Consider the following 13,952-nt stretch of genomic DNA (forward strand, 5'->3'; position numbering starts at 1 on the left):
CCTTGCGGGGAGAAGCCGGAGGTGGGGGTGGTGCACAATCGAGCGCCCCGGTGCCGTCTGCGCCACCCCCACCCCTACCCCGCCCCGCAAGGGGGAGGGGATCCTGGCCGTCCGGTGCTGCCCGATGAGAATCCTGTTCCTCAGCCGCCGCTACTTCCCGGCGATTTCGGGCATGAGCGTCTATGCGCAGAACCTGCTGCGCGAGCTGGTCGGGGCCGGCCATGACGTGACGATGATCTCGCAGTACCGGGGCGATGCCTTCGGTACCCGCGTCTATGGCGGTGGGCCGCCGCCGCCGGTGCCGGGCGTCCGGGTGATCGGCCTGGAGCAGCTCGGCGAGCAGAGTTCGGGCGATTTCGAGCGCGACATCGCCACCATGGTCGATGCGATCTGCCGGGAGCACGCCGACAAGCCGTTCGACGTCCTGCACGCGCAATACGGCTATCCGACGGGCTGGGCGGTCCTGCTCGCCGCGAGGAAACTCGGGGTGCCGAGCGTGGTCTCGATCCAGGGCGGCGACGGCCACTGGGTCGGATCCTGCTGCGAGACCCACCGGGTCGCCATGTGCGAGGTGCTGGCCCACGCCAACGCGCTGCTGATCGGCGGCGCCTCGTTCGTGGATGAGGTCTGCGAGCGGCTGGGCTCGGATCCCGCCCGCTTCACCATCGTGCCCGGCGCGGTCGACACCGAACGGTTCGCGCAAGGCACGCCCGACGGGCTGCCGACGCCGCATATCGGACCGGTGCGGCTGTTCTATCACGGCCGGGTCGACCGCCGGAAAGGCGTGCTCGACTTCATCGCCGCCCTGGCGATCCTGCGCGAGCAGGGCACGCCCTTTGCGGCCACGATCTCGGGGATCGGGCCGGACGTGGAGCCCGCCCAGGCGATGGCCGCCGACCTCGCCTTCTCCCCGCGGGAGATCGCCTTCACCGGCTATGCCGAGTACGGCCAGGTGCCGGACCTCTATCGCCGGGCCGACGTGTTCGTCTCGCCGACCTACGCGGAAGGCTTCTCCAACACGATCCTGGAAGCCATGGCGGCCGGTCTCGCGGTGGTCTCCTGCCACGCGGTCGGCGTCTCGGATTGCCTGCGCGACGGCGAGAACGGCCTGCTGGTGAATCCGGGCGACATCCCGGCGCTGGCTGGCGCGCTCACCCGCATCGTCACGGACACGGCGCTGCGCCGCGGCCTGGCGGAGTCGGGGCTCGAGGAATGCCGGCGGGTCTATTCCTGGAGCGCCGTCGGCCGGCAGATCATGGGCGTCTACGAGCGCGTGCGCCACGAGCGCCCGGCCACGGATTTCTCCGTCGACCTGCCCGAGGACCCGACCTGCCGGTTCCGCGCCGAACCGCATCTCCTCTGACCGAGAAGCCGCGCCGCGTGCCGACAGCCCTCGCCCTCTCGCCCCATCTCGACGACGCGGCCTTCTCCTGCGGCGGGCTGCTGGCGAGCCTGGCCGGGGAGGGCTGGCGGGTGGTGATGGCGACGCTGTTCACCGGCAGCGTCGTCGATCCGAAGGGGTTCGCGCTCGCCTGCCAGCTCGACAAGGGCCTGCCGGCCGAGATCGACTACATGGCTCTGCGCCGGGCCGAGGATGTCCGGGCCGTCGAAGAACTCGGGATCGCGCCGCCGCTGCACCTGCCGTTCCGCGAGGCGCCGCACCGCGGCTACGGCTCCGCGCCGGAGCTGTTTTCCGCCCCCCGCGCCGATGACGGCATCGCCGCTGATCTGGCGCCGGCCCTCGCCGAGCTCGTCGCCGCGGAGAGGCCGGACCTCATCCTCGCCCCGCAGGCGGTCGGCGGCCATGTCGACCATGTCCAGGCGGTCCGCGCCCTGACGAGCCTCGCCGTGCCGATCCCGATCCTGTGGTGGCGCGACTTCCCCTACACGGTCCGCGAGGCCACGCCCAGGGAGCCCCTGGCCGACCTGTTCGCTACCCTGCCGGTGCGGCGGATCGCCCTCGATCCCGGGGCTCGGGCGCGCAAACGCGCGGCCTGCGCGGCCTATACGAGCCAGATCGGCTTCCAGTTCGGCGGCGTGGCGGGTCTCGACGCGCGGCTCGCCCGCGAGGAGGGGATCGAGGGCTTCCGCCTCGCGGGCCGGCTCGGAACGCCGATCCCCGGCCTCGATGCCGGCTGAGCCGCAGGCGCCGAAATCCCTGGCCGACCCGGAGGCGCTGGCCGCCCGCCGCGCCCTGATCACCGCGCCGCATATCGCCCCGATCCGGGCCCTGGCCGAGCGGATTTCCGCGGAGCGGGGCGCGCCGGTTCCGGTGCCCGACCCCCTCGACGGCGGCGTCGCGGCGCGGGTGCTTTTGCTCCTGGAGACGCCGGGTCCGGCGGTGCTGCGCACCGGCTTCGTCACCCGCGACAGCGCGAACGGCACCGCCGCCAACCTGTTCCGGTTCCTTCGGGAGGCCGGAATCCCGCGAGCCGAAACCCTGATCTGGAACGCGGTGCCCTGGCTGATCCACGCCGCGGGCGCACTCAACCGGGCGCCGCGCCGGGCGGAGGTCGCCGCGGCCGCGCCCTATCTGGCGCCGCTGCTGGACCTGCTGCCGCGGCTGAGCGTGGCGGTCCTGGCCGGGCGCTTCGCCGGCGGGGCGGCTCCGGCGATCGCGGCCCTGCGCCCCGGCCTGCCGCTGATCGCCATCCCCCATCCGAGTCCGACCTATGTCTGCACCTCGCCGGAGGTGCCCGCTCGGATCCGGCAGGGCCTGTCGGAGGCCGCGGCGCTCCTGCGCCGCACCGATCCGTGAGCAGAGCGTGCCCGCCCCCGCCCGGCCTTCCCTGGCCTTGAGCGCCGGTTCGGCCTACATGCGGGGCAACGGGCCGCGGTCCGGGAACATCCGGCACGGGCGCAGGCCTTCGGCCGGGCCGCGCAGCCGGAAGGGCGGACGCCGAACGGCATGAACTTTCAGGGACAGCACCGGGGACCGGCAAAGCCGGTCGAGCCGGTCGAGCACGACGCTGCCGCGGGCACCTCGCGGAAGAGCTGGCGCGGCCGGTATGCCTGGATCGGCACGGCCGCCAGCATCGTGCTGTTCGCGGTCTCGCTCGGCGTGCTGTGGAAGCTCGTCCAGAGCGTGAGCTGGGCGGAGGTCCGCGCGGCCGTGGCGGCGGCGACCGCCGAGCAGCTCGGCCTCGCCTTCCTGTTCGTCGGCATCAGCTACCTGTTCCTCACGGGCTACGACGCGCTGGCCCTGCGTCAGCTCCGGATCAAGGTGCCCTACCGGATCACCGCGCTCGCCTCGTTCACGAGCTACGCGGTGAGCTTCACCCTCGGCTTCCCGCTGCTGACCGCCGGCACGATCCGCTACTGGATCTATGCCCGGCAGGGCCTGTCCACGGCCAAGATCGCGGCGCTCACGGTCATCGCCGGCTTCACCTTCTGGCTCGGCATGGGCGTCGTGCTCGGCCTCAGCCTGATCATCGAGGCGGGCCAGCTCGCCGGGCTCGCCTTCACGTCGATCCGGATCAACCAGGGCGTCGGGCTTGCGGCGCTGGCCCTGGTGCTCGGCTACCTCGCCTGGGTCTCGGCCAAGAAGCGCAGCATCACCGTCAAGCAGTGGCGGCTGGAACTGCCCGGCGCCTCGGTCTCGATCGGGCAGATGCTCGTCGGGATCGGCGATGTCTGCGCGGCGGCGGCCGTGCTCTACGTCCTGCTGCCGCAGGAGACGACGCTGGGCTTCACCACCTTCCTGGCGATCTACGTGCTGGCCGCCATGCTGGGCATCGCATCCAACGCGCCCGGGGGGATCGGGGTGTTCGAGGCCACGATCCTGCTCGCTTTGTCGAGCCTGCCGCGCAACGAGGTGCTGACCTCCCTGCTGTTGTTCCGGGGCTGCTACTACATCGTGCCGTTCATGACCGCCCTGGCGATGCTCGGCCTCTACGAGATCGTGAAGCGGGCCGGGGGCGCGCGCGATCCCGGGCCGCCGGAGGGGATTGCCGGCCCGTCCGGGCGGCCGCGGCCCGACGACACCGGATCCCGGTAACCGGTCCGGCACGCCCTCGACCATGTCCGACCGTCCGCGCAGTTCCCAATCCTGGATGGGCGCCGCGATCGCGGTCGGCCTGTTCGGCATCGCCGTGGCACTCTCCGGCCGTCTCGAACTCCCGCTGATCCTCGTCGGCCTCGGTGCCGTCTGCATCGGCGGCTGGCTCGGCGGCCGCGGCCAGGAGGCGCCGCGTCCGCGACCGGCGGCGACCGCCCAGCGACACGCGATCGCCGAGGCGCTCCTCGCCCACGTTCCCGACCCGGTCATCCTGGTGGACCGCCGCACCCTCGTGGTGGAGGCCAACCCGGCGGCCCGGGCGCTCCTGCCGGCCCTGCATCAGGCGCGGCCCCTGTCCTTCGCTCTGCGCAGCCCGGAAGTCCTCGACGGGGTCGAAGCGGTCCTCAGCTCGGGCATGCCCCGCCGCGTTCCCCTGGCGACCCGGGTGCCCCTGGAGCGGACCTTCGAGGTCCAGATCGGCGCCCTGCCGATGCCGGACGGATCGGGGGTGAGCGCCGTGCTGTTCCTGCGCGACCTGACCTCGGCCCGGCGCCTGGAGGCGATGCGGGTCGATTTCGTGGCCAATGCCAGCCACGAGCTGCGCACCCCGCTCGCCACGCTGATCGGCTTCATCGAGACCCTGCAGGGGCCGGCCCGCGAGGATGCGCAGGCCCGCGAGCGGTTCCTGGAGATCATGCGCGTCCAGGCCCTGCGCATGACCCGGCTGATCGACGACCTGCTGTCGCTGTCGCGGATCGAGCTGCGCGAGCACGTCGCGCCCACCACCGTGGTCGATCTCGGGGCGCTCGCCCGCCAGATGGTCGACGCGCAGGGGCCGCCCGCCGAGGCGCGGGGCGCCACGGTGCAGTTCGAGGACGGGGCCGGGCCGTATCCGGTGCCCGGCGATGCCGACGAGCTCGCCCGGGTGATCGAGAACCTGATCGAGAACGCCGTGAAATACGGGGGCGGCCATGTCGGCGTCAGCCTGTCCCGGGAAGAGGATCCCCGGCTCGGGCGCCGGATCGTCCTGTCCGTGACGGATGACGGCCCCGGCATCCCGCCCGAGCACATCCCGCGCCTGACCGAGCGCTTCTACCGGGTCGACGTGGCCTCGAGCCGCGCCCGGGGCGGGACGGGCCTCGGCCTCGCCATCGTCAAGCACAGCCTCAACCGCCACCGCGGCCGCCTCGCGATCGACAGCACGGTCGGGCAGGGGACCACCGTACGCGTCAGCCTGCCGGAATACGGCGCCACCGCCGAGCTGCCGCGCGCGGCCGATCAGACGTAGGGGCCGATCCCGAGCGCCGTCTCCACGCGGGTGATCCAGGGGCGGAGGGCCGGGTAGGGCGCCAGGTCGAAGCCGCCCTCGTGGGCCATGCGCGTGTAGGCGACCAGGGCCACGTCGGCGAGCGTCAGCGCGTCGCCGACCATGAAGGCGGAGCGTTCGAGCGTCCCCTGCATCAGCTGAAGGGCGTCCGCGCCGCGTTCAGCCAGCCTCGGATCGAGCGTGTCCGGCGCCCGCTTCAGGTAATGGAGCTGGTAGCGGCGGACCGCGATGTAGGGCTCGTGGCTGTACTGCTCCCAGAACATCCATTGCAGCATCCGGGCGCGGGCCCGCGCCGCCTCGGGGATGATGCCCGAGCCTTCCGCGAGATGGAGGATGATCGCGTTCGACTCCGACAGCGTCTCGCCATCGGGAAACACCAGGAGCGGGACCCGGCCGGCGGGGTTCAGCGCCAGGAAGGCCGGGTCGCGGGTCCCGCCGCCCGGCACATCGACGGTGCGCCAGACCGACGGGATACCGAGATGATCGGCCACCCATTTGACCTTGAGGCAATTCCCGGAGCCGGGATCGCCGTAAAGGGTCAGGGGTTCCGTCATCGGATCTCTCGCGCGTGGTGCGCAGGAAATCTGTCGGGCGCGTCGCGATTTGGCAATGCGATTCGGCTGGCCCTTGACCTTCCCATCATGGGAAGCCCCATCTGAGCCGGCATGGATGCCCCGATCGGAACCGCCACCGTGCCCGAACACGTCTCCTTGAGCTTCCCCGTCGAGGGGATGTCCTGCGCGTCCTGCGTCGGCCGCGTCGAGCGCGCCCTCAAAGCCCTGCCCGGCGCCCGGGACGTGGCGGTCAACCTCGCCACCCACCGCGCCACCCTCGTCCTCGACGGTGGTGCGCGCCCGGCCGACGCCGCCGCGGTTCTGGCCGAGGCCGGCTACCCGGTCCCGGAGACGCAGAGCGTGATCGCCGTCGAGGGGATGTCCTGCGCCTCCTGCGTCGGTCGGGTCGAGTGCGCGCTCGCGGCCGTGCCGGGCGTGAGCGGCGCCAGCGTCAACCTCGTCACCGGCCAGGCCGCGATCCGCCATCCGGAGGGGCTGGTGGCGACCTCCGATCTCGTCGCGGCGGTGGAGGCCGCCGGCTACGAGGCGCGCCTGCTCGATGACGGGCCGCGGATCGACCCTGCGGCCCGGCAGGAGGCCGAGGGCCGAGCCCTGCGGCGCGACGCCATCGCGGCGGCGTTGCTCTCCGCCCCCGTGGTCGTCCTCGATATGGGCGGCCACATCCTGCCGCAGCTCCATGGTGGCTCGGTCACGGCCCTGGTCCAGGCCGCCCTGGCCACCCTGGTCCTCGCCTGGCCCGGGCGGCGCTTCTTCCTGCGCGGCGTACCGGGGCTGCTGCGCGGCCATCCGGACATGAACGCCCTCGTCGCCCTCGGGGCCGGGGCCGCCTACCTCTATTCGCTGGTCTCGACCCTGGCGCCGGGCCTGCTGCCCGCAGGTGCCGCGCATCTCTATTTCGAGGCCAGCGTGCTGATCGTCACGCTGATCCTGCTCGGGCGGACCCTGGAAGCCGGCGCCCGGGGCCGGACCGGCCAGGCCATCGCGCGGCTGATGGATCTGGCGCCCAAGACCGCCCGCGTCGTCCGCGACGGTACCGAGGTCGAGGTGGGGCTGGCGGAGCTGCGCATCGGCGACGTGGTCCGCGTCCGGCCCGGGGAGCGGGTCGCAGCGGACGGCGCGGTCCTGTCCGGCACGAGCCACGTCGACGAGAGCATGGTCACGGGCGAGGCGGTTCCCGTGCGCAAGGGGCCGGGAGACCGGATGGTCGGCGGCACCCTCAACGGGCGCGGCAGCCTCGACCTGCGGGTCGATGCGGTCGGCGCCGCCACGGTGCTCGCGCAGATCGCCGCCATGGTCGAGCGGGCCCAGGGCGGCAAGCTGCCGATCCAGGCGCTGGTCGATCGCGTCACCGGGCGCTTCGTGCCGGCGGTGATCGGGATCGCCCTCGCGACCTTCCTGGGCTGGCTGGTCCTCGCCCCGGCGCCCGCCCTCGGGCCGGCCCTGGTCAACGCCGTGGCCGTGCTGATCATCGCCTGCCCCTGCGCCATGGGTCTCGCCACGCCCACCGCCATCATGGTCGGGACCGGCCGCGCCGCGAGTCGCGGCATCCTGTTCCGCGACGGAGCGGCGCTGCAGCGCCTGCGCGACGTGCGCGTCGTGGCCTTCGACAAGACCGGGACCCTCACCGAGGGCCGCCCGCGGGTGACGGATGTCGTGGCAGGGCCGGGCCTCACGGAGGATGCGGTGCTGACCCTGGCTGCCGGGCTCGAGAGCCGGTCCGAGCACCCGCTCGCCGGCGCCGTCGTGGCCGCCGCCCGGGCCCGGGGGCTCACCATCGCCGATCCGGCCAACTTCGAGGCCCTGGACGGATTCGGCGTCTCCGGCGAAGTCGCCGGGCGGAGCCTCGCCCTCGGCGCGCCACGCTATCTCGACAGGCTCGGCATCGCCCGGGATCCGGACCTCACGGCCCGGGCCGAGCGCCTCGCGCGCGCGGGCAAGAGCCCGATCCATCTCGCCCTCGACGGTCGCCATGCCGCCCTTCTGGCCGTGGCCGACCCGGTTAAGGCCGGTGCCCGCGAGACCGTGGCCGCGCTGAGGGCGCAAGGCCTCGTGGTGGCGATGGTGACGGGGGACGACCCTCACACCGCCGCCGGGGTCGCGACGAGCCTCGGGATCGCCGAGGTCGCGGCCGGGATCCTGCCCGGCGGCAAGGTCGAGACGGTCAGGGCTTTCCGGTCGGCGCACGGGCCCGTGGCCTTCGTGGGCGACGGCATCAACGATGCCCCGGCCCTCGCGGAGGCGGATGTCGGCCTGGCCATCGGCACCGGCACGGACATCGCCGTCGAGAGCGCCGACGTGGTGCTGATGTCGGGGGATCCGCAGGCGCTCGTGGAGGCGCTGGCCCTGTCCCGGGCGGTGATGGCCAACATCCGGCAGAACCTGTTCTGGGCCTTCGCCTACAACGCCGCGCTGATCCCGGTGGCCGCGGGGCTGCTGGTGCCGTTCGGCGGCCCGGCCCTGTCGCCGGTGCTGGCCGCTGGCGCGATGGCCTTCTCGAGCGTCTTCGTGCTCGGCAATGCCCTGCGGCTGCGCCGGGCCGGCGGGCGGCCCGCACCCGCCGAGCAGCCGGCGCTGGCGCCGAGGGCCGCATGAGCGAGGGAGCCATCACGATCGGCGAAGCGGCGCGGCGCACGGGCGTCTCGGCCAAGATGATCCGCTGGTACGAGGCGACCGGCCTGCTGCCGCCGGCGACCCGCTCCGAATCGGGCTACCGCCACTATGCCGAGGCGGATCTGCACACCCTGCGGTTCGTCCGCCGGGCCCGCGACCTCGGCTTCAGCGTCGAGGCCATCGCGGATTTGCTCGCGCTCTGGCGCGACCGCGCCCGGCCCAGCGCCGGCGTGAAGGCGATCGCCGAGGAACAGATCGCGGATCTGCGTCGCCGCATCACCGAGCTGGAGGGCATGGCCCGGACCCTGGAGCGCCTGGCCGAGAGCTGCTGCGGCGACGACCGGCCCGAATGCCCGATTCTCGACGACCTCGCGACGGAGGACAGGCCGCCTGCGCCGCGCCGGCAAACCTCACCCCTGGCGGCTCTGGGGCCCCGCTCGGCCCACCGGCGCGACAAGCGTGGCCGTTGACGGCGCGACTGGCCCCGGCTTTGCTGGTCCGGCACCGACCTGAAGGCCACGAAAGCCCGGACTCATGCCCGTCCTCGAACGGATCCGCGATTTCGCCGACGCGATGAAGGCGTGGCGGCACGATCTGCACGCCCATCCCGAGCTGCTCTACGACGTGGAGCGGACCGCGGGTTTCGTGGCCGATCGGCTCCGCGACTTCGGCTGCGATTCGGTGGAGACCGGCATCGGCCGGACCGGCGTGGTCGGGGTGATCCGCGGCAACGGCCGGAACTCGAACCGCGCCATCGGGCTGCGCGCCGACATGGATGCCCTGCCGATCCAGGAGGTTCGGGACCTGCCCTACCGCTCCACGGTGCCGGGCAAGATGCACGCCTGCGGCCACGACGGGCACACCACGATGCTGCTCGGGGCGGCCAAGTACCTCGCCGAGACCCGGGATTTCGACGGCGCCGCGGTGCTGATCTTCCAGCCCGCCGAGGAGGGCGGTGGCGGCGGCGAGGCGATGGTCGAGGACGGCCTGATGGAGCGGTTCGGGATCGAATCGGTCTACGGGATGCACAACATCCCCGGGATGGCGGTCGGCACCTTCGCGATCCGTCCGGGGCCGATCATGGCCTCGACCGATCGTTTCACCATCACGATCGAGGGGCGGGGCGGCCACGCGGCCCTGCCGCAGAACGCCGTCGACAGCGTGCTGGTGGCCAGCCACGTGATCATCGCCCTGCAGAGCATCGTGTCGCGCAACCTCCATCCGCTGGAATCGGCCGTCGTCTCGGTCTGCGCGCTCGATGCCGGCGAGGCGTTCAACGTGCTGCCGCAGAGCGTCACCATGCGCGGCACCATGCGCACCCTGTCCCAGGCGGTGCGCAGCCAGATCAAGGCGCGGATCGAGACCCTGGTGGCGGAGATCGCCGGCGGCTTCGGCGCGAAGGGCGTCGTGGAATACGGCTCGAGCTATCCGGTGACCGAGAATCACCCGGCCGAGACGGACTTCATGGCCGGCGTGGCCGAGGCGCTGGTCGGGCCGGAGAATGTCGACCGGACCGTCGCGCCGATGATGACGGCGGAGGACTTCTCCTACATGCTCGGCCGCCGCCCCGGCGCCTACATGTTCATCGGTAACGGCGACAGTGCCTCGCTCCACCACCCCCATTACGACTTCAACGACGCCGCGACCCCGTACGGGGCTTCGCTGTGGGCGCGTCTGATCGAGACGGCGCTGCCCCTGACGGCGTGAGCCCGGCGGGCGCCCCCGGCCTTCCGAATCCAACCCTGAGGCAGGCCGTCCCGGTCTGGCTGCGGGTGGCGGCCCTCTCCTTCGGCGGGCCGGCCGGCCAGATCGCCGTGATGCACCGGATCCTGGTGGAGGAGCGACGCTGGATCTCCGAGCGGCGCTTCCTGCACGGGCTCGGCTTCTGCACGCTTTTGCCCGGCCCGGAGGCGCAGCAGCTTGCGACCTATATCGGCTGGCTGATGCACGGGCCCGCCGGTGGCTTGGTCGCGGGCGGGCTGTTCGTGATGCCCGGGCTCCTGGCCCTGATGGGCCTCAGCTGGCTCTACGTCCTGTACGGCACGATCGATCTGGTCGCCGGCCTGTTCTTCGGGCTCAAGGCAGCGGTGCTCGCCATCGTGCTGCACGCGCTCTGGCGCCTCGGCGGCCGGGCCTTGCGTGGGCGGACGGACCGCCTCATCGCGGGCGCCGCCTTCGTGGCGATCTTCGCCCTCGCCGTACCCTTCCCCATGGTGGTTGTCGTGGCGGGCGTGCTCGGCCTCGTGCTGGGCCGGAAGCCCGCGCCGGCTCCGACCCCCGCGGAGGCCGCGGCGGCGGGCGAGGCCGGATTCCTGATCGGCGAGGCGATGCTGCCGCGGGAGCGCGCCGGACCGGCGGATTCGCTGCGCGTCGGCGCCCTCTGGCTGGCGATCTGGCTCCTGCCGGTGGTGGCGCTGCTGGTTCTGCCCGGCCCGGCCCCGGTCTTCGGGCAGGTCGCGCTGTTCTTTTCCAAGATGGCGGTGGTGACCTTCGGGGGCGCCTACGCGGCGCTCGCCTATGTCGCCCAGCAGGCGGTGGAGCATTACGGCTGGCTGCGGCCGGGCGAGATGCTCGACGGGCTGGGGCTCGCCGAGACGACGCCCGGCCCGCTGATCATGGTGCTCCAGTTCGTCGGCTTCCTGGCCGGCTACCGGGCGCCCGGCACCCTGCCGCCGCTGCTGGCCGGAACGCTGGCCGGCCTGCTCACCACCTGGGTCACCTTCGCGCCCTGCTTCCTCTGGATCTTCGCCGGAGCGCCGCTGATCGGGCGTCTGCGCGGGAGCCGGCTGCTCGCCGGGGCCCTTTCGGCGATCACCGCCGCGGTGGCGGGCGTGATCCTCAACCTCGCGGTCTGGTTCGGGCTGCGGACGCTGTTCGGCGCGGTTCGGACGGTGCCGCTGGGGCCGCTGCGCCTGGACGTGCCCGTGTTCGCCAGCCTCGATCCCGCCGCCCTGGTGCTGACGCTGCTGGCGGTCCTGGCGGTCTTCCGGCTGAATCTCGGGGCGCTGCCGACCCTGGCGCTCTGCGCCGGGGCCGGGATGCTGCTGCGGCTGTCGGGCCTGGCCTGACGGGCGCCGCTCAGGTCCCGTAGCGGGCCTTGAGCAGCGCGTAGGTCAGGCGCGCGGTCTGGACCTCGCCGCCCTCCGGCCGGCCCGGCTTGGTCGAGGGATTCCAGCCGTAGAGATCGAAATGGCCGTGCGCCTTCGTTTTGGGCGCGAAGCGGCGCAGGAACAGCGCCGCGGTGATCGCGCCGGCGAACGGGCCCCCGGACACGTTGTTGAGGTCCGCCACCTTGGAGTCGAGCAGGCTCGCGTAGGGGGCGTGCAGCGGCATCCGCCAGATCGGGTCGATCGCCGTCCGCCCGACCTCCGCGACGGAGGCGGCCAGGCCCTCGTCCTCGGTGAAGAACGCCGGGAGATCGGGACCGAGCGCCACCCGGGCCGCGCCCGTCAGCGTCGAGAAGTCGAGGATCAGCTCGGGCCCCTCCGCGTCGGCGAGCGCCAGCGCGTCGGCGAGGATCAGCCGGCCTTCGGCGTCGGTGTTGCCGATCTCGACGCTGAGCCCCGCCCGGCTGGGCAGCACGTCGCTGGGACGGAAGGCGTTGCCGGAGACCGCGTTCTCCACCGCCGGGATCAGCACGCGCAGGCGGATCCTGAGGCCGGCGCCCATGATCATGTCGGCGGCGGCCAGCGCCACCGCGGCGCCGCCCATATCCTTCTTCATCAGCAGCATGGCGGAGGAGGGCTTGATGTCGAGCCCGCCGGTGTCGAAGGCGACGCCCTTGCCGACCAGGGTCACGCGCGGCGCTTCTTCCGGCCCCCAGCTCAGGTCGATCAGGCGCGGCGCCCGCGGCGAAGCGGCGCCGACCGCGTGGACCAGGGGGAATTCCCGGGCCAGCGCGTCGCCCTGCGTCACCGCGATCGCGGCGCCATGGCGCTCGGCCAGGGCCCGGGCCGCGGCCTCGATCTCGGCCGGTCCGAGATCGTTGGCGGGGGTGTTGATCAGGTCGCGGCCCATCGCGACCGCGGCGGCGATCCGCCCGATCTCGTCGCTGTCGATCCCGGCGGGCGCCACGAGGCGCGCCTTCGTGCCGCCGGCGGAGCGGTAGCGGCCGAAGCGGTAGCTCCCCATCAGCCAGGCCAGCGCGGCCTCGGCGGGGTCGGGGGCGTTCTCCAGGCGGAAGTTTCCGTCCGGCAGCAGGCCCGGCAGCTTCCCGGCGATCAGGCGGTCATAGGCCGGCGCCGCGGTATCGCCGAGGCCGAACAGCACCCGGGCGAGATTGCCGTCCGGGCCCGGCAGCAGCGCGAGGCTCCCGGCCTTCGGCTTGAAGCCGAGCGAACGGGCGAAGCTGCTGTGGGCCGGGTCCAGGGCGGCCTCGGCCTCGGACCAGGACGCCGTCGTCACGAGGGTGACCGGCACGGCGGGCGTGTCGCCGGGCAGAAGGGCGGGATGCGTCGCGGAAGCGTCGGCCTGGGTCATGTGCCTCTCGTGGGGCGGTCGGGCCGGCAGCGGCTTAACCGGTGGTTAGGGTTAACGCTCTATCACCGGCCGGCCGGGAGCGTGAAGCGCGAGCCAGAGCCCGCCCGGCCTGTGCCGGCGGAGCGCATCATGAAGACGGCCCCGATCCGGGTCTCCCGAACCCTGGCTTCCAACGTCCGCCGGGCAGGCCTCGCCGCCGCGGCCCTCACGGCGCTGGGTCTTGCCGGCTGCAACACCCGCTCGCCCGAGACCACCGGCTCGATCGGCGATCTCGGCGGGCGCCAGACGGCCGCGCGCCAGGACGCGCCCTCGCGCCAGGATCTCGAGGCCCTGGCCGAGCGGTTCAACGCCAATCCCGGCGACGGGCGGGCGGCCATCGCGTATGCCCGCGCCCTGCGGGTGAACGATCAGGCGGCCCAGGCCTCCGCGGTGCTGCAGCAGGCGGCCCTGCGCAACCCGCGCGACACGTTCATCCTCGGCGCCTACGGCAAGTCGCTGGTCGAGGCCGGCCGCTACCGCGAGGCGATCGACGTCCTCGCCAACGCCCATTCCCCGGCCTCGCCCGATTGGCGGATCCTCTCGGCCCAGGGCTCGGCCTCCGCGCAGCTCGGCGAGCAGGCCCGGGCCCAGAGCTTCTACGAGGCCGCGCTGAAGATCCGGCCGAACGAGCCCTCGCTTCTGTCGAATCTCGGCCTGTCCTACGCCCTGTCGCGCAACCTCGATCAGGCCGAGCAGACCCTGCGGCTCGCGGCCGACCAGCCCGGCGCCGATGCGCGCGTGCGGGCGAACCTCGCCCTCGTGCTCGGCCTCAAGGGTCGATTCGCCGATGCCGAGGCGATTCTGCGCCGGGACATGAGCCCGGAGGAGGCCGCGACCAACGTCGCGTCCCTGCGCAAGCTCGCCGCCCAGCCGAATCGCTTCAAGACGCTGCCGGGCGCGCCGCAGCAGGGCTGATCGCCGCCCG

The 13,952-nt window shown here is 73.1% G+C and carries 12 protein-coding genes; 10 read left to right on the forward strand and 2 right to left on the reverse strand.

Annotated elements, in window-relative coordinates; genetic code table 11:
- Window positions 1-124: 124 nt before the first annotated feature.
- The 5 genes from LGR69_RS25620 (at window position 125) to LGR69_RS25640 (ending at window position 5,285) form a co-directional block, all read left to right on the forward strand.
- The gene (locus LGR69_RS25620; protein WP_230367776.1) at window positions 125-1,363 is read left to right on the forward strand and encodes a glycosyltransferase family 4 protein; all 1,239 of its coding nucleotides are present in this window, start codon (window positions 125-127) and stop codon (window positions 1,361-1,363) included.
- Between the two features lie 17 nt (window positions 1,364-1,380).
- Entirely contained in the window at window positions 1,381-2,139 is a 759-nt protein-coding gene (locus LGR69_RS25625) for a PIG-L deacetylase family protein (RefSeq protein WP_230367777.1), read from the forward strand.
- A complete protein-coding gene (locus tag LGR69_RS25630) occupies window positions 2,129-2,758 on the forward strand; it encodes a uracil-DNA glycosylase (protein ID WP_230367778.1) in 630 nt (209 codons plus the stop codon). Before LGR69_RS25625 ends, LGR69_RS25630 begins: the two co-directional genes overlap by 11 nt.
- A gap of 150 nt (window positions 2,759-2,908) precedes the next feature.
- Window positions 2,909-3,997, forward strand: coding sequence for a lysylphosphatidylglycerol synthase domain-containing protein (locus tag LGR69_RS25635; protein WP_230367779.1), 1,089 nt, complete (start codon window positions 2,909-2,911; stop codon window positions 3,995-3,997).
- 22 nt (window positions 3,998-4,019) lie between these two features.
- On the forward strand, window positions 4,020-5,285 hold the full coding sequence (locus LGR69_RS25640; RefSeq protein WP_230367780.1) for an ATP-binding protein: 1,266 nt from the start codon (window positions 4,020-4,022) through the stop codon (window positions 5,283-5,285).
- On the opposite strand, the gene LGR69_RS25645 is transcribed toward LGR69_RS25640, so the two are convergent.
- A complete protein-coding gene (locus LGR69_RS25645) occupies window positions 5,276-5,878 on the reverse strand; it encodes a glutathione S-transferase family protein (RefSeq protein WP_230367781.1) in 603 nt (200 codons plus the stop codon). The genes LGR69_RS25640 and LGR69_RS25645 overlap by 10 nt on opposite strands.
- Window positions 5,879-5,989: 111 nt before the next feature.
- On the opposite strand from LGR69_RS25645, the gene LGR69_RS25650 reads away from it, so the two are divergent.
- From LGR69_RS25650 to chrA, 4 genes are all read left to right on the forward strand, one after another.
- Window positions 5,990-8,491: a heavy metal translocating P-type ATPase gene (locus LGR69_RS25650; protein ID WP_230367782.1), complete on the forward strand. Its 2,502-nt coding sequence runs from the start codon at window positions 5,990-5,992 to the stop codon at window positions 8,489-8,491.
- The gene (gene cueR / locus LGR69_RS25655) at window positions 8,488-8,979 is read left to right on the forward strand and encodes a Cu(I)-responsive transcriptional regulator (protein WP_230367783.1); all 492 of its coding nucleotides are present in this window, start codon (window positions 8,488-8,490) and stop codon (window positions 8,977-8,979) included. Before LGR69_RS25650 ends, cueR begins: the two co-directional genes overlap by 4 nt.
- 64 nt (window positions 8,980-9,043) lie before the next feature.
- Window positions 9,044-10,216 (forward strand): M20 aminoacylase family protein, encoded by a 1,173-nt coding sequence (locus LGR69_RS25660; protein ID WP_230367784.1) that lies wholly within the window; start codon window positions 9,044-9,046, stop codon window positions 10,214-10,216.
- Window positions 10,213-11,577 (forward strand): chromate efflux transporter, encoded by a 1,365-nt coding sequence (gene chrA / locus LGR69_RS25665; RefSeq protein WP_230367785.1) that lies wholly within the window; start codon window positions 10,213-10,215, stop codon window positions 11,575-11,577. Before LGR69_RS25660 ends, chrA begins: the two co-directional genes overlap by 4 nt.
- A 10-nt stretch (window positions 11,578-11,587) precedes the next feature.
- Here the strand turns inward: chrA and LGR69_RS25670 are convergent, their stop codons facing one another.
- Complete coding sequence (locus tag LGR69_RS25670; RefSeq protein ID WP_230367786.1) at window positions 11,588-12,988, reverse strand: leucyl aminopeptidase family protein; 1,401 nt, start codon at window positions 12,986-12,988, stop codon at window positions 11,588-11,590.
- Window positions 12,989-13,117: 129 nt separating this feature from the next.
- Here LGR69_RS25670 and LGR69_RS25675 point away from each other — a divergent pair, with 129 nt between their 5' ends.
- Window positions 13,118-13,942, forward strand: a complete 825-nt coding sequence (locus LGR69_RS25675; protein WP_091858971.1) for a CDC27 family protein — start codon at window positions 13,118-13,120, stop codon at window positions 13,940-13,942.
- Window positions 13,943-13,952 lie beyond the last annotated feature (10 nt).

The sequence above is a fragment of the Methylobacterium brachiatum genome (genome assembly GCF_020523825.1).
In the GTDB taxonomy this organism is placed as follows: Bacteria; Pseudomonadota; Alphaproteobacteria; order Rhizobiales; family Beijerinckiaceae; genus Methylobacterium; species Methylobacterium brachiatum.